Consider the following 15,065-nt stretch of genomic DNA (forward strand, 5'->3'; position numbering starts at 1 on the left):
CGGTTCTCTCCCCTGTCGAGTGATCTGATCGTCTCCCGGCCCCGCGGGAGGCTCAACGGGTGCGGCGCAGGTTCCGCAGCGCCATCGCGCACACCCCGCACACCGCGCCCCACAGCGCGTTGACGAGGAGCACCGGGATGATCGCGATCGGCGTGGCCAGCGGCCCCTGGAGCTCCCCGTGCATGAGCGGGGACAGGACCGCGCTGAGCGCGATCGAGGCGAGGGCGTAGACCACCCCGGCGGCGACCAGCGTCGGGACCGGTTCGCGGACGCGGCCGAGCCCCGCGGCCAGGATCCACACCAGGGAGATCACGGCGGTGAGGAGCAGGGGGGTGGCGGGCCTGCCGAGCGCGTCGCTCCACCCGGCGATCGAGAAGAGCGGGCGCACCAGCGCGACCGTCCCGAGGGCGATCGCGAGGGGCCAGTCCAGGCGTTCGCGGAGGGACCGTTCGTCGGTTGCGTGCATGCCCCCAGCATCGTCGGCGCACCTACGCTCTGTGATCGTCCTGTGGCACCGGATCGCGGTACCGCACCGGTCGCACCCCGATCCCCGCCCTACGCCAGGGGGTGTAGGGGCGACGGCCTCCCACCACGCGCGTACGCCCCGGGGAGACATCCCGCGGCGCGCCGCCGCCGGACGTCAGCGGGCCAGCACCGCCCGCGCCGCGTTGTGCCCGGGGACCCCGCTGACGCCGCCGCCGCGCCGCGCGCCCGCCCCGCACAGCAGCACGCGCGGGTGCGCGGTCTCCACGCCCCACCGCCCGCGCTCGGCCGGGTCCTCGGCGAACGGCCAGGTCAGGTCGCGGTGGAAGATGTGGCCGCCCGGCAGGCCCGCCTCCTCCAGGTCGAGGGGCGTCTTCACCTCCAGGCACGGGGTGCCGTCGGGCGCGCGCAGCAGGCAGTCCCCGATCGGCTCGGCCAGCACCGAGTCCAGCGAGGCGAGCGTCGCGCGCAGCGCCTGCGCGCGGGCCCCGTCCGGGTCGGCGCGGAACAGCCGCGCAGGCATGTGCAGCCCGAACAGCGTGAGCGTGTGCGCGCCGGCCGCCCGCAGGTCCGGCCCGAGGATCGTCGGGTCGGTCAGCGAGTGGCAGTAGAGCTCGGCGGGCGGCAGCGCGGGGACGCGCCCGGCCGCCGCCTCCGCGTGCGCGGCCGCGAGCCGGGCGGCGGACTCGTTGACGTGGAACGTCCCGCCGAACGCCTCCTCCGGCGCCACCTTCGCGTCCCGCAGCCGGGGCAGCCGCGCCAGCACCATGTTCACCTTCAGCTGCGAGCCCTCGGGCGGCGCGGGCGCCTCCTCGCCGAGCAGCCGGGCCAGCGTCGCGGGAGGAACGTTCGCCAGGACGTGCCGCGCGCCGACGGCGTGCTCGGCGCCGTCCGCGTCCCGGAACGTCACCTCGCCGCCCGGGTCGATCGCCACGACCTCCATGCCGGTCCGCAGCTCGGCCCCCGCCGCGCGGGCCGCGTCCGCGAGCGCGCCCGTCACCGCGCCCATGCCGCCGACCGGCACCCTCCAGTCCCCGGTGCCGTCGCCGATCACGTGGTAGAGCAGGCAGCGGTTGGCCAGCAGGTCCGGGTCGTCCGGATCGGCGAACGTGCCGATCAGCGCGTCGGTGAGCACGACGCCGCGCACCAGGTCGTCGCCGAACCGTTCGGCCACCACCTCCCCGACCGGCCGCTCGAACAGGTCCCGCCACGCCTCCGCGTCCCCGACGAGGTCCCGCAGCTCACCGCGGTCCCGCAGCGGCTCCAGCAGCGTCGGCGCGACCCGCCGCGCCACGTGCGCGGTCATCGCGTAGAAACGCCGCCACGCCGCGAAGGAGTCCTCGCCGCCGGTCACCGAGGCGAACGAGGCGGCCGTGCGCGCCGGATCGTCGTCGTCGACCAGCAGCCCCGTCGCCCCGGACGGCGTGTAGGACGCGTACCGGCGCCGCCGCAGCTCCACGCCCAGCCCGAGCTCCCGCACGATCCGCGAGGGCAGCAGGCTGACCAGGTAGGAGTAGCGCGACACCCGCGCGTCCACGCCGGGGAACACCCGCGCCGACACCGCGAGCCCGCCCAGGTGCCCGAGCCGCTCCAGCACCAGCACCCGGCGCCCGGCGCGGGCGAGGTATCCGGCCGCGACCAGCCCGTTGTGCCCACCGCCCACGATCACCACGTCGTACACGGCCCCAGCAGACCACACCGCGTCCGATCGATCTACCCCTCGCCGAACGCCTGCGCGACGGCCAGGCTGTCCTCGTAGACGTGGTGCCGGGTGATGAGGCCGTGCTCGACCGTGAGGTGCAGGGCGAACCGGGCGCGGTAGGCGCGTCCGGTGGACCGGGCGGTCTGGCGGATCTCGCCGAGCACGACCGCCTCGTCCCCGTCGACGAGGACGCGCTCGACCTCGGTGTCCACCCCCTCGGGCACGTGGTGGTCGGCGAGCTCCCGGTAGTGGGCGGCGGCGTCGGCGCGGGTGGAACGGTGGCGGATCCACGGGGTGGCGGCGCGGCCGTGCTCGGCCTCGGGCCAGCTCAGCTTCCAGTCCGCCGGGTCGGCGTACAGCTCGGCGACGCGCTCGGGGTCGCCCTCACCGATCCGGCGCAGAAGTTCCTCCACCACCGCCCGCGTGGTCGTGGATGTCGCCGTGGGCATGGCGCGTCCTCCTGGTCTCGGGCCGCGCCGTGGTGGCGCGGCCGTGGTGGCGCGGCCGTGGTGGCGCGGAAGGACGCCCATCCTGGCGGGCGCGGACGGCCGGGGACGATTACCTCGCGGGTAGGGCCCGCCGGTGGCGTTCCCCGGCGGGCCGTCAGAAGCGCGGCACGGGCGGGGTGTCGGGGGTCAGCAGGTACCCGCCCAGCGCCAGCGACCCGAGGGCGACCGCGAAGAACAGCAGCACCCAGGTCAGGCCCGGAACGCCGGTCAGGTGCGCCAGCTGGTCGGCGTCGGAGGTCGGGGCCATCCGCCGGGACCGCATCCGCTGGAGCTCCACCACCGGGCGGGTGCCCGCCAGCAGCAGGAACGACGCGGCCAGGTAGGCGAACGCCGCCTGGAGCGTCGGCCCGGCGAACCACGACACCGCGAACACGGTCCCGCCGGTGACGACCAGCGACAGGATCCCGTAGGCGTTGCGGATCATCACGAGCATCCCGCCGAGCAGCAGCAGCGACAGCCACAGCAGCAGCGTGATCCGCCCGAACGCCAGCAGCACCGCGAACAGCAGCCCCAGCAGCGGCGGCGTCGCGTACCCGGCCAGCGCGGTGAACACCATGCCCGGCCCGTGCGGCTTGCCGCGCGAGACGGTGACCCCCGAGGTGTCGGAGTGCAGCTTGATCCCGGTGAGGCGGCGGCCGGTCAGCAGCGCCACCAGCGCGTGCCCGCCCTCGTGCGCGATCGTCACCACGTTGCGGGCGACCCGCCAGGTGGGGGTGTGCAGCACGGCGGCGAGCGCGGCCAGCCCGACCAGGATCACCAGCCACCACGGCGGGTCGGGCTGCGCTCCGGTCAGTCGTTCCCACATGCCGCCCACGTTCGCCGCGTCCACGTTCACCCCGGTCCTTCGAGTCGAGAGGTCACAGAGTAGGACGTGGCGCGTAACGTTCGCGTTCGGTCCGCGCCGCGCGCCGCGCGTATTGGACGTCAGGTCCAGTGACGGGCGTCACCATGACAGTGATGATCGCCTTCTGCCATGCTGAACGCCGTTCTACTCGTCAGTGATCGCTGACTGGTCATCTCTGGGAGCGTTCGTTGTTCGGATATCGCGCGGCCGCCGTCCTGGCCCTCGCCGCGACGGCCGGGACGGCGGCCGTCGCCGTTCCGCCCGCCGCCGTCGCCCGGGCCGGGGTGCCCTACGACTACCGGGAGATCTCCATCCCGAGCGTCGGCGGGGTGCGCCTGGACGGCAACGTCTTCGTGCCCCGCACCAGGGGCCCGCACCCGGCGATCGTGTTCATCTCCAGCTGGAGCCTGGAGGACCACGAGTACATCGCCCAGGCCGCCAAGTTCGCCGCGAAGGGCTACATCGTCCTCAGCTACACCGCGCGCGGGTTCTTCAACTCCGGCGGCGGCATCGACGTGGCCGGGCCGAAGGACGCCGCCGACGGCTCCAGGGCCATCGACTGGCTGCTCGCGCACACCCCGGTGGATCGTTCCAGGATCGGATTCGCGGGCATCTCCTACGGCTCGGGCATCAGCCAGATCGTCGCGGCGCGCGACAAGCGCGTCTCCGCCGTCGTCGCCATGGACACCTGGGGCGACCTGGTCGAGTCGCTGTACGCCAACGAGACCCGACACATGGGCGCCTACACCCTGTTGGCGCTGTCCGGCCGCCTCACCGGGCGGCTCAGCCCGGAGACCGAGCGGATCATGAACGACTTCGGCGCCAACCGGAACGTTCCCGAACTGGTCCGATGGGGGAAGGTGCGCTCGCCCGGCGCCTACCGCGACCGGCTCAACGCCCGCCGCGTCCCCATCCTGATCAGCAATGCCTACGGCGAGACGCTGTTCGCCCCCAACCAGCTCCTGCGGCACTTCGCCGGGCTCACCGGCCCCCGCCGCCTCAACCTGTCGATCGGCGACCACGCCACCGCCCACCTCACCGGCCTGCTCGGCCTGGACGGCCGCACCTGGAACGACGCCCACCGCTGGTTCGACCGCCACCTGCGCGGCGTCGCCAACGGCATCGACCGCGAACCGCCGATCGCCTCCGAGACCGCCTGGACCCGCCGGATCGAGACCTACCGCGACGTCGCGGCCATGACCCGGCGCGTCGAACGCCTCGGCCTCGGCGCCCCCGGCGCCACCGCCCGGGGCGACGGGACCCTCGGAGCCCCCGCCCCGGCGGGCTGGACCCGCACCCTGCGCACCGGCCGCGACAGCGGCGCCAACGCCGGGATCGTCATCGTCAGCGGCGGGCTCCAGACGTTCGGCCTCCCCAACGCCATGCCCGAACGCCTCGTCTCCCGCCGCGCCGCCGCCGTCTGGTCCACCCCCGTCCTCACCGCCACGCGCAGGCTGCGCGGCGCGCCCCGCCTCGCCCTGACCGTCACCCCGTCCCGCCGCACCGGGACGCTCGTGTCCTACCTGTACGACGTGGACGCGCGCGGCACCGCCCGGCTGATCACCAACGAGGCCCACAGCCTGCTGCGCGGCACCCCCGGCAAGCCCCACAAGATCACCGTGAACCTCCAGGCCACCGCCTACGACGTGCCCGCCGGACACCGCCTGATGCTCGTCCTGGACACCAGGGACCCGATCTACGCCGACGCCGGGACCCCCGGCGGCGCGCTCACCGTCCGGGCCCCCTCCACCCTGGACCTGCCGCTCGGCTGACCGTCACCGTCACCTCCGGGGCACCGGGAGTGACCCATGTCACGCAACCGTCGCCCCGTCCCGCCAGTCTCAGGGTTCGCCGGGCGGATCACGGACGCCCCCGTTAGGTTGGGGGTTCCGTACGACGCATTAGGGTGCACTTCGCGCATACCCTGCTGATCCGTTCGTGCAGGGCCGCGGGCCGAACGTTTCACGCAGGACGCCGCGGCCGGAACGACGGACAGAGTCCGGGCGGACACCCCCCGCTCCCGCCGGGAGCACGTCGCGCCCGGCGGCGGAGACGGGAAGGTGACGGGACCTTGGGTGCTCGACGACCCCGCCCGCGGGTGCCGCACCCGCGCGCCCTGCTGGGCCGGGACCGGACCACCGGGCAGATCGCCGTCGGCCTGGTCGGCGCGCTGCTGGTGTCGGCCCTGGTCTACGGCGTCGGCATGGCCAGCGCCCAGTACAAGATCTCTGATGTCGGGTCCTGGCTGACCGCCACCGCCAAGGGCATGGTCGTGCACGTCAACGGACTGTCCGGCAAGGTCGACGGCAAGACCGACCTGCCCGGCACCCGCGGGCACAAGATCAGGATCGTGCAGGACGGCCGGACCGTACTGCTGATCGACGACACCACCGGCGTCGTCAGCCGCATCGACCCCTCCCAGCTCAAGGTCGAGCAGAGCCGCAAACTGGGCGTCGGCCTCCAGATCGTCGCGGGCGCGGGCACCGCCTACAGCGTGGACCGGTACAAGGGCACCGTCCAGCAGATCGACCCGTTCACCCTCGCCACCGTCGGGCAGCCCGCCGCGCTGCGCCCGCCGCTCGGCCGCGCCGCCCTCGACCAGCGCGGCACCCTGTGGGTCCCGGCCGCCGGGGAGGGCCGCCTGGTCCCGTTCCAGGGCGGCCGCCAGGGGCAGCCCGTCGAGATCGCCGGGCCCAGCACCGCGCTCGGCCTGTCGATCGTCGCGGGCATGCCGGTGGCCGTCGACTCCGCCAACGCCGCCGCCGTCGTCGTCCGCCCCGAGGGCGCCCAGAAGGTGAAGCTGCCCGGCACCGTCACCCGGACGGCCGCCACCGGGGGCGTGCGGCTGCCCGCCGTCGCCGACAGCCTGACCGTCCCGCTGCTGGGCCGCGGCGGCGAACTCACCCTGCTCGACACCAGCACCGGCGGCTACACCTCGGTCGCGCTGCGGGCCTCCCGGCACACCCTGGGCGAGCCCCAGATCCTCGGCTCCAAGGTCTACATCCCCGACGAGACGGCGGGCTCGCTGCTGGTCTACGACTCGGCCACCCGCCGCATGGAGCCCCACATCCCGGTCTCCGGCCGCCCCGGGCCCCTGGACGTGTTCGTCAAGGACGGCCTGCTGTGGGCCAACGACCCGAACGGCGACAAGGCCCTGTCGATCGACTCCAGCGGCTCCCGCAAGCCCATCCGCAAGTACGAGGACAAGGTCCCCGGCGGCGACCGCAAGCCCCTCCCCGACGACCGGGGCGGCAACGGCGGCGGCCCCGGCGGCGACGGCGGGAACGGCGGCGGCAACGACCCCGTCCGCCCGCCGCGCATGAAGCCCAACGACCCGCCGCTCCCGCCGCAGATCGAGGCGAGCGGCGAGGGCGGGAAGATCACCGTCGCGTTCACGCCGAGCCAGTACCAGCGGATCCGGCCGGAACAGTACGTGCTGCGCAGCCGCCCCGCCCTGCCGGGCCACTCTCCGGTCTCGGCGGAGGGCCCGCACCGCTTCGAGTTCAACGGCCTTCCGTGCGGCAAGGTCTACGCGTTCCAGGTCGGCGTCGTCTACACCGATCCCCGGTCGCACCGGAAGCGGACGCGCTGGTCGCAGTCCGACAGCACACCCGCCTGCGCCGTCCCCGGCGCTCCGGAAGGGTTGACCGCGCAGTCCGGTGACGGCTTCATCAACGTGTCGTTCAACGAGGGCGCACAGACCGACGGGGTGAAGGACTACGTCCTCACCGACGACCTGGGCAACCCGGTGGCCGGTGTGACCCCGGTCGCGCCGGGGCGCGGGAGCGGGACGTTCCGCGTCGACAAGGGACTGTCCTGCGGCAACGAGTACACCTACCGGGTCGCGGCCAGGCCCAAGTCCCCCACCGCCGAACGCGCCCTGTCCACCGAGAACGTCAGCAAGCGTCCCTGCAACCCGCCCGCCGCCGTGACGGGGCTGACCGCGGAAGGCGTCAACAAGGGCGCCAACCTGAACTGGAACACGGCCAAGGGCCGCGAGGTCAGCTACGTGGTGGAGTGGCCCGGCGGTGGCCGCGCCGAGACCGCCGGAACCTCGTACAACATCACCAACGCGCTGACCAACAACACCACGCACTCCATCACGGTGACGCCGAAGAACGGAGCGGGCACCGGCAGGGCCGCGACCGCGACGGCCAACCTCGCCTATGTGCGGTCCTCCCACCGGAACAAGGCCAACAACCAGACGAACACGATCGTCCGCCCCGGCCCGAAGAAGGAGGGCCAGGTCGGTTCCATCCCGAGGGGCGAGTACCGCTCCCTCACCCTGATCTGCCAGGTGTACGGCCAGTCGGTCACCGAGGAAGAGACCAACGAGACCAGCAACGTCTGGAACCGGATCGAGTGGCAAGGTCGTATCGGCTACCTGAGCGTGACCCTCATGGAGGGGCCGCGCGCGCCCGGCGGGAAGACGTTCGAATGCGCCGACTGATCACGAGTTCACGCCACACGGGGGAGCACGACCGTGACCGATAACCCGGCCGCCCACCACGCGGCGAACCACGCGGCGAACCACGCGGCCGTGGACGCCGACGCGCTCGCCGCGCGCTTCGCGCAGATGTTCGCCGCGCTGGCGCAGAACATCGAGCGCGTCATCCGCGGCAAGCGCGAGAAGGTCGACCTGGCGCTGGTCTGCCTGCTCAGCGAGGGCCATCTGCTGGTCGAGGACGTGCCCGGTGTCGGCAAGACGACCCTGGCCCGCGCCCTGTCGGCGTCGGTGGAGGCGCAGTGGGCGCGCATCCAGTTCACGCCGGACCTGCTGCCCAGCGACATCACCGGGGTGTCGATCTTCAACCAGGCGCAGAACGCGTTCGAGTTCCACTCCGGTCCGATCTTCGCGAACCTGGTGGTCGCCGACGAGATCAACCGCGGTTCGCCCAAGACCCAGTCGGCGCTGCTGGAGGTCATGGAGGAGCGGCGGGTCACCGTCGAGGGCGCCGCGCACCCGGTGCCGCGCCCGTTCATGGTGATCGCGACGCAGAACCCCGTCGACATGGACGGCACCTACCCGCTGCCGGAGGCCCAGCTCGACCGGTTCCTGATGCGGATCTCCATGGGCTACCCCGACCACCAGGCCGAGGTGGCGGTGCTGGCGGGCATGCCGACCGGGCAGATGCTGGACCGGCTGCCGCCGGTCGCGGGCCGTGAGGACGTCGCCCGGATGATCGAGTTCGCGTCGCGGCTGCACGTGGCCGGGCCGCTGTACGACTACGTGGTGCGGGTCGTGGCCGCGACCCGCGAGCACCCCGACCTGCGGCTGGGCGCCAGCCCCCGGGCCAGCCTGGCGCTGCTGCGCGCCGCGCGGGTCCGCGCCGCCGCGGCGGGGCGGTCCTTCCTGGTGCCCGAGGACGTCAAGGCCCTGGCCGTGCCCGTGATCGCGCACCGGCTGATCGTCACGCCGGAGGCCGAGCTGCGCGGCCGGACCGGCGCGGACGTGGTGAACGACGTGCTGGCGCAGGTGCCCACGCCGCAGGCCGCCGCGGTCTGAGCGGGCGCGGGCTGAGCAGGGGGGTTCCGGGGTGCTGACACCGCTCGGATGGGGGACGGCCGCCGGGTCGGCGGTGCTGTACGCGCTGGGCTGGTGGCTCGGCTACCCCGAGCCCGCCGTGCTGGCGCTGGCGGGCCTGGTCGCCGTGGCCGTGGCGCTGGTGTGGACGCTGCCGCGCCCGAAGCTGGAGGTCCGCCGGGAGATCGCGCCGGTGAGGGTGGCGCGCGGCGAGCCCGCCGTGGGCGTGCTGCACGTCACCAACGCCGGGCGCGGCATCCGCTCCGGGCTGTCGGCGCGGGACGCCGCCGGGGCCACGACGGTCGCGGTGGACGTCCCCCGGCTGCGCCCGGGCGGCCGCCGCACCGTCACCTACCGGCTGCCCACCGACCGGCGCGGGCGGATCCCGGTGGGGCCGCTGCGGCTGGTGCGCGCCGACCCGTTGCAGCTGGCGCGGCGCGTCCGCGAGTACGGAACGCCGCGGACGCTGCTGGTGCGGCCCCGGACCGTGGACCTGTCGCTGCTGCCGTCCGGCCGCGCCCACCACCTGGACGGCCCGACCAGCGACCGGTCCCCGGCCGGGACGACCACGTTCCACGCGCTGCGCGAGTACGTCGTCGGCGACGAGATGCGGCACGTCCACTGGAAGTCCTCGGCCCGCACCGGGACGCTCATGGTGCGGCAGCTCGTGGACGCCAGCCTGCCGACCACGACCGTCGTGCTGGAGACCCGCCCGGACGCCTGGCGCGACCCCGACGACTTCGAGCTGGCCGTGGACGCGGCGGCGTCGGTCGCCGTCGCCGCCGCCCGCGCCAACTTCCCCGTCCGCGTCCTCACCGGCTCCGGGCCCGTCGCCGACACGCGCGGCGGCCCCGACGACGTGGAGGAGCTGCTGGACCGGCTGACCGGCGTGACCCTCGCCGAGAGTCCGAACACGGTCGTGGACGCCGCCCGGCGGGTCCGCGCCGGGGGCTCCCTCGTGGTGATCGTGCAGGACGGGGCCGAGCTGGGGCGGATCGCGGCAGTGCGGAGCCGGTTCGACCGGCTGGTGGTGCTGCGCGTGCGGCCCGGCGCGCCCGCCTCGGCCCCGCCCGGCGTGCTGCTGGCCGACGTGCCCGACCTGGACACCCTGGCCGCCGTGTGGCCGCGACTGGGGAGGGGCCGATGAGGCGGCACCCGGGACCACCGGCCACCGCGTTGTCGATCGGCGTGCCCGACCTGGACGGCCTGGCCGCCGGGTGGCCGTGTTCGGGGTGGGGGCGGTGAACCGCCGGTATCTGGCGCTGCCGGTCACCGCGCTGCTCGCGGCGGTGGCGGGGCTGGCGTTCCAGCGGGTGTTCGGGCTCGGGCCGGTGCTGCCGGTCGCGGGCGTCGCGGCGGTCGTGCCCACGGTGCTGTCGGCGGCGCTGTCGGGTCCCCGGAAGAAGGGGGTCCGGCCGCTGTGGATCTCGCTCGTGCTGACCGTGGCGGCGTGGTTCGGGACGGTCGCGGTGACCGTGCTGCGGCCCGCCCTGTCCGACGGGACGCTGCCGGCGGCGCTGCGGGAGGGGCTGCTCGGCTCGTGGAAGTCGATCCTGACCACGCTGCTGCCCGCCCCCGCCCGGCCCGAGTTCCTGGTGCTGGTGCACGTGCTGGTGTGGCTGGCGGCGTTCGCGTCGGCGGAGCTGGCGCTGCGGACCGGGCTGCGCGCCGCGCCCGGCCTGCCGCCGCTGGCGGTGTTCGGTGTCGCGCTGCTGCTGGGCGTGGACGGGCCCGGCTCCAACCTGCCGCTGGCCGCCGGGACCGTCGTGCTGCTGGTCGTGCTGGTGCCGCTGCGCGCCGACCAGGGCTGGCGGCCCCTGGCCCTCGGGCTGCCGGTCGCGGCGGCGCTGGGGACGATGGCGTGGCTGGCCGCGCCGCTGGTGCCGGTCAGCGCCGAGCCCTACAACCCGCGCGAGCAGGTGCAGGCCCCGCCGCCGCAGCGCCGCGACAGCATCAGCCCCCTGGACCGGGTCGGCGGGTGGCTGCTCAGCCCCGACCAGGTCATGTTCACCGCGCGGGGAGGGAACGCGGGGGAGTGGCGGCTGGTGGCGCTCGACCGCTTCGACGGGGTGACCTGGACCTCGACGGCGAAGTTCGCGCCGACCGGCCGCAGCGTCCCCGAGGACGGCACCGTCGTGGAACGCCGCGACCTCGACCAGACCATCACCGTCGGGGACCTGCCGGGCGTGTGGCTGCCCGCCGCCGACCGGCCCCGCCAGATCGACGGCGTCACCGTCGTCGTGGACCCCGCCAGTGGAGTGGCCGCCGCCGCCCAGCCGCTCCGGCCGGGCCAGACCTACCGGGTGCGGTCGCGGGTGCCGCGCTGGAACGCCGACGACCTCGCCGCCGCGTCCCTGGCCACCGACCCCGAGGCCCGCGCCGCCGCCGGGCTGCCGTGGGGGCCGGGCGCGACGCGGGAGCCGGTGCAGGTCGCCGAGTTCCGGCGGTTCGCCGAACGGGCCACCGAGGGCGCGGCGTCGCCGTTCCAGCAGGCCGCCCGGCTGGCGATGCACCTGCGCCGGTACGCCAGGTACAGCGTCACCGCGCCGCCCGGCCACGGCTACCGGCAGCTCGACTACTTCCTCAGCGAGGGCCGCGCCGGGACGCCCGAGCACTTCGCGACCGCCTACGCCGTGCTGGCCCGCACGCTGGGCCTGCCCACCCGGATCAGGGTCGGGTTCCGGGGCGGCGTCCCGGCCGACGGCGGCGTGCGGGTGCGGTCCGGCGACGTGATGGTGTGGCCGGAGGTGAAGTTCGAGGAGATCGGCTGGGTGCCGTTCAACCCCACGCCCGACCAGGCCGGGAAGACCCGGCGGAACGACGCCGTCGCCTCCGGCGAGACACGGAAGCTGGAGGAGGCCCAGAAGAACGCCGCCTCCGCCAGACGCGGCAACGGCCCCGGCGCGACCGACCAGGTCCCGCCGCCCGTGCCGAAACGGACCGCCGCGGACGAGCCGCTGCCCTGGTGGGTGTACGCGGCCGCCGCGGGCGGGCTGTCGGCCGCCGGGTACGTGCTGGCGGTGCTGGCCGCTCCCGCGCTGCGGCGGCGCCGGCGGCGTTCGGGCACCCCCGCCCAGCGCGTCGCCGGGGCCTGGCACCAGGCCCTCGACCACCTCGCCGACGTCGGCCTGACCACCGCCCGCACCCTCACCGCGCACGAGGTCGCCGGGTTCGGCGCCCGGCACCTGGGGGAGGCCGCGCGACGGCACCTCCAGCCGCTCGCGGACCTGGTCAACCGGACCCGGTTCGGCGCGGGCGAGCCCGACCCGCGCGCCGCCGACCGGGCGTGGGAGCACAGCGACGAGGTGGGGCGCCTGGTGACCGCGAAGGCGGGACGGGCGCGGCGGCTGGGCCGCCGCCTGCACCCCCGGTCACTGCGGCGCGGCGCGCCCTGACACCCGGCCCTGCGGCGGGCACCACGAGGAGTGGAACCCGTCGTAGGGCCACCTCCCGCAGACCGCCCCGGCGGCGTAGGCGCTCTGCAGGAACCCCAGCAGTGTGGCGCGCGGGTCGCCGGACGCCCGGACCACGTCCCAGTCGAGCCGCGCCTGGTGGGTCGGGCCGGTCGCCGCCCACGCGGCCGGTTCGGGGCTGAGCGGCATCGTGGTCAGGTCCGCGGGCTCGGGGTGGGTGTAGGAGTAGAACCCCGCCCTCGGATGGGCCGCGTCGCCCGGCCACCACCCGAAACTGATCACCTCGTGGCTGTAGGCCTCGGCCGCCACCGGGTCCCCGCCACCGGCCGGCGCGGGCCGCCCCGAGAACCGCGCGGTGGCCAGGTCGAAGCTGTGCCAGAACAGCTGCACCGGGCTGGCCTTGCCGTTGAACCAGCCCTGGAACTCCCGGAACACCTCGTCCACCCACACCAGCGCCCGCCGGAACGCCTCGATCCGCGCGCGGTCGTAGGAGCGGTGCCCGACGTCGTCGGGGAACGGCGTGGTCATCGGCACCCCGTACGGCCTCGCCCTGATCTTGACGTCGATCCCGAGCTCCCGCAGCATCGTCAGCAGGCCGTGGTGGAAGTCGGCGACCGTCAGCCCGTCCCGCAGCGGGATCGCGTCCTCCCGCTGCTCGGTGTGCACCACCAGCCGGTGGTACACCAGGTCGAACGAGATCCGGAACCGCACCCCGTCGTGGGCCATCGGGCCGGTGGAGTAGCCGCGCTCGGTCACCTGGAACGTGGTGTGCCACCAGTGGTTGCGGGGCGGCGCGGACGCCAGCTGGATCTTCCCCACGATCTGGGTCCACAGGTGCAGGGTGTCCTTGGTGTCCGCCCACGCGGGGTACGGCAGGTCCGGAAGGGTGGCGTCCATGCCCCGGTTCCTTCCCGCGCGCGATGGCCCCGGACCCGGTTGGCGAGGATTTTGCGGTCGGGCGGTGCGGCCCGGGCGGCGGGGGCGGGAGGATGGCGCGGCCGGACCCGTTCGGAGGACGCCATGCCGCACACCGCCCGCCCACCCATCGCCGCCGACCTCGCCCGGGCCCGGGAGGCGGTGCGCGCCGTGCTGGAACCCACCCCGGTCGTCGCGACCGGGCTCGTCCCGGACGGGCTGCTGAAGCTGGAGACCTTCCAGCCGACCGGGTCGTTCAAGGTCCGGGGCGCGCTGGCGGCCCTCGCCGCGCTGCCGCCCGGCACGCCCGCCGTCACCGCCAGCGCGGGCAACCACGGTCTCGGCATGGGCTACGCGGCGGCCCGCACCGGGGCCGACGTCACCGTGGTGGTCTCCACCCGCGCCTCCCGGGCCAAGGTCGCCGGGATCGGCGCGTTCCCGGTGCGGCTGGTCGAGCACGGCGAGTCCTACGACGACGCCGAGGCGCACGCGCTGGGCCTGCCCGGCCACTACGTCTCGCCCTACAACGACCCGCACGTCATCGCGGGCCAGGCCACGATCGGCGCCGAGCTCGACGCGCAGGCCCCCGGCCCGCTCACGGTGGTCGCGCCGGTCGGCGGCGGCGGGCTGCTGGCCGGGCTGAGCCTGTGGGCCCGCGAACGCGGCGGCGTGCGGGTGGTCGGCGTCGAGTCGGCCGCCTCCCGCGCGGTGTCCGCCGCCGTGGCCGCCGGGAGGGTCGTGCCCGTCGAGGTCGGCGACTCCCTCGCCGACGGCCTGGTCGGCAACCTCGAACCCGGCTGCGTCACCCCCGGCGTGCTGCGCGGCCGCGTCGACCTGGTCGCCGTCACCGACGCCGAGATCCGCGCCGCCCTGCGCGCCCTGTTCACCGTGCACGGCCTGGTCGCCGAGGGGGCCGGGGCGGCGGCCCTGGCCGCGCTGCTGGCCGGGAAGGTCGAGGTCACCGGGCGGGTCGTGGCCGTGCTGTCGGGCCGCAACCTCACCGCCCCGGCGTACGCGGAGGTACTGACCCGCGACTGAGCCCGGTCAGGCGCGGGGCTTGGCGCCCCGGACGCACCGGGGGGCCGACCAGGAGACGTTCGGCTCCTTGCCCGGGTTGATGCGCAGCACCGCGCCGACCCGGAAGCAGTAGCCCTTGCGGGGGTCCAGGCCGGAGACGGTCGCGCTCTCACCGCCGACGCCCGCGTTGACGAAGGCGACCTTCCCGTAGGGGGCCTGCTGCACGATGATCGGCAGCTCCCGGGCCTCGGGCCGCAGCCGCCAGGACAGCACGGCGTTGCGGCCCGCCGCCTTGACCGCCAGCCCGACGGGGCGGGTCTCCAGGTAGCGCTGCTTCCCGATGGGCCGGGCCGGGGCCCCGGACGCGGTGGTGGGCCGCCCGCCGTTCTGGGCGGCGGTCCGCCCGTTCCGCTTCGGCTCCTCGTCGCCGGTCAGGGCGAGCGCGCCGATCCCCACGGCCGCGCCGCCGACCAGCGCGACGGCCGCCGCGACGATCAGGCCCCGGCGCGGTCCGGCGCGTTCGGCCGGGCGGGGGGCCTCGGGCGGCCACGAGGGCGAGGTGTTCCCGCCCGGCATGACCGGCTGTGGCGTGAACGGCTGCGGTGCGGGCGAGTGCGGTGCGGGCGGGTGCGGTGCGGGCGGGAGCGTCCGCGCGCCC

General features: G+C 75.3%; 11 protein-coding genes and 1 pseudogene. 6 read left to right on the plus strand and 6 right to left on the minus strand.

The features are described from left to right. Nucleotides 1-52: 52 nt before the first annotated feature. The 4 genes from AKI01S_RS23265 to AKI01S_RS23280 all read right to left on the minus strand — a co-directional run bounded on the left by AKI01S_RS23265 (nt 53) and on the right by AKI01S_RS23280 (nt 3,499). Entirely contained in the window at nt 53-466 is a 414-nt protein-coding gene (locus AKI01S_RS23265) for a hypothetical protein (protein ID WP_067821772.1), read from the minus strand. 174 nt (nt 467-640) lie between these two features. Further along, nucleotides 641-2,164 carry a phytoene desaturase family protein gene (locus AKI01S_RS23270; RefSeq protein WP_067821775.1) on the minus strand — a complete coding sequence of 508 codons (1,524 nt, stop codon included), beginning with the start codon at nt 2,162-2,164 and terminating at the stop codon, nt 641-643. 32 nt (nt 2,165-2,196) lie between these two features. After that, nucleotides 2,197-2,634 carry a nuclear transport factor 2 family protein gene (locus AKI01S_RS23275; RefSeq protein WP_067821778.1) on the minus strand — a complete coding sequence of 146 codons (438 nt, stop codon included), beginning with the start codon at nt 2,632-2,634 and terminating at the stop codon, nt 2,197-2,199. Nucleotides 2,635-2,788: 154 nt separating this feature from the next. Next, nucleotides 2,789-3,499: a M50 family metallopeptidase gene (locus tag AKI01S_RS23280; RefSeq protein ID WP_067821802.1), complete on the minus strand. Its 711-nt coding sequence runs from the start codon at nt 3,497-3,499 to the stop codon at nt 2,789-2,791. 227 nt (nt 3,500-3,726) lie between these two features. Between AKI01S_RS23280 and AKI01S_RS54325 the strand changes: the two genes are divergently transcribed. From AKI01S_RS54325 to AKI01S_RS23305, 5 genes are all read left to right on the plus strand, one after another. After that, nucleotides 3,727-5,310, plus strand: a complete 1,584-nt coding sequence (locus tag AKI01S_RS54325) for a CocE/NonD family hydrolase (RefSeq protein WP_084000122.1) — start codon at nt 3,727-3,729, stop codon at nt 5,308-5,310. 299 nt (nt 5,311-5,609) lie between these two features. Beyond that, entirely contained in the window at nt 5,610-7,988 is a 2,379-nt protein-coding gene (locus tag AKI01S_RS23290) for a fibronectin type III domain-containing protein (RefSeq protein ID WP_157420064.1), read from the plus strand. Nucleotides 7,989-8,021: 33 nt separating this feature from the next. Continuing rightward, the gene (locus AKI01S_RS23295) at nt 8,022-9,044 is read left to right on the plus strand and encodes an AAA family ATPase (RefSeq protein ID WP_245681739.1); all 1,023 of its coding nucleotides are present in this window, start codon (nt 8,022-8,024) and stop codon (nt 9,042-9,044) included. A 31-nt stretch (nt 9,045-9,075) separates the two neighbouring features. Beyond that, nucleotides 9,076-10,209, plus strand: a complete 1,134-nt coding sequence (locus tag AKI01S_RS23300; RefSeq protein WP_067821782.1) for a DUF58 domain-containing protein — start codon at nt 9,076-9,078, stop codon at nt 10,207-10,209. 94 nt (nt 10,210-10,303) lie between these two features. Continuing rightward, nucleotides 10,304-12,457, plus strand: a complete 2,154-nt coding sequence (locus AKI01S_RS23305; protein WP_157420066.1) for a transglutaminase TgpA family protein — start codon at nt 10,304-10,306, stop codon at nt 12,455-12,457. Here the strand turns inward: AKI01S_RS23305 and AKI01S_RS23310 are convergent. Continuing rightward, nucleotides 12,434-13,372 carry a DUF5996 family protein gene (locus AKI01S_RS23310; protein WP_067821787.1) on the minus strand — a complete coding sequence of 313 codons (939 nt, stop codon included), beginning with the start codon at nt 13,370-13,372 and terminating at the stop codon, nt 12,434-12,436. The two genes, AKI01S_RS23305 and AKI01S_RS23310, sit on opposite strands and share 24 nt — an antisense overlap. Before the next feature lie 123 nt (nt 13,373-13,495). On the opposite strand from AKI01S_RS23310, the gene AKI01S_RS23315 reads away from it, so the two are divergent. Further along, a complete protein-coding gene (locus tag AKI01S_RS23315; protein ID WP_084000124.1) occupies nt 13,496-14,428 on the plus strand; it encodes a pyridoxal-phosphate dependent enzyme in 933 nt (310 codons plus the stop codon). A 6-nt stretch (nt 14,429-14,434) separates the two neighbouring features. On the opposite strand, the pseudogene AKI01S_RS23320 reads toward AKI01S_RS23315, so the two are convergent. Then, nucleotides 14,435-15,065, minus strand: a pseudogene (locus AKI01S_RS23320) (hypothetical protein); the annotation flags it as partial.

Origin of the sequence: Actinomadura kijaniata NBRC 14229, from assembly GCF_001552175.1 — a bacterium.
In the GTDB taxonomy this organism is placed as follows: Bacteria; Actinomycetota; Actinomycetes; order Streptosporangiales; family Streptosporangiaceae; genus Spirillospora; species Spirillospora kijaniata.

Bases quoted from the DNA above. Each gene is read 5' to 3' on its own strand.
- AKI01S_RS23265 (WP_067821772.1), bottom strand. From the start codon at position 466: ATGCACGCAACCGACGAACGGTCCCTCCGCGAACGCCTGGACTGGCCC.
- AKI01S_RS23275 (WP_067821778.1), bottom strand. From the start codon at position 2,634: ATGCCCACGGCGACATCCACGACCACGCGGGCGGTGGTGGAGGAACTT.
- AKI01S_RS23280 (WP_067821802.1), bottom strand. From the start codon at position 3,499: ATGTGGGAACGACTGACCGGAGCGCAGCCCGACCCGCCGTGGTGGCTG.
- AKI01S_RS23310 (WP_067821787.1), bottom strand. From the start codon at position 13,372: ATGGACGCCACCCTTCCGGACCTGCCGTACCCCGCGTGGGCGGACACC.
- AKI01S_RS23315 (WP_084000124.1), top strand. From the start codon at position 13,496: ATGCCGCACACCGCCCGCCCACCCATCGCCGCCGACCTCGCCCGGGCC.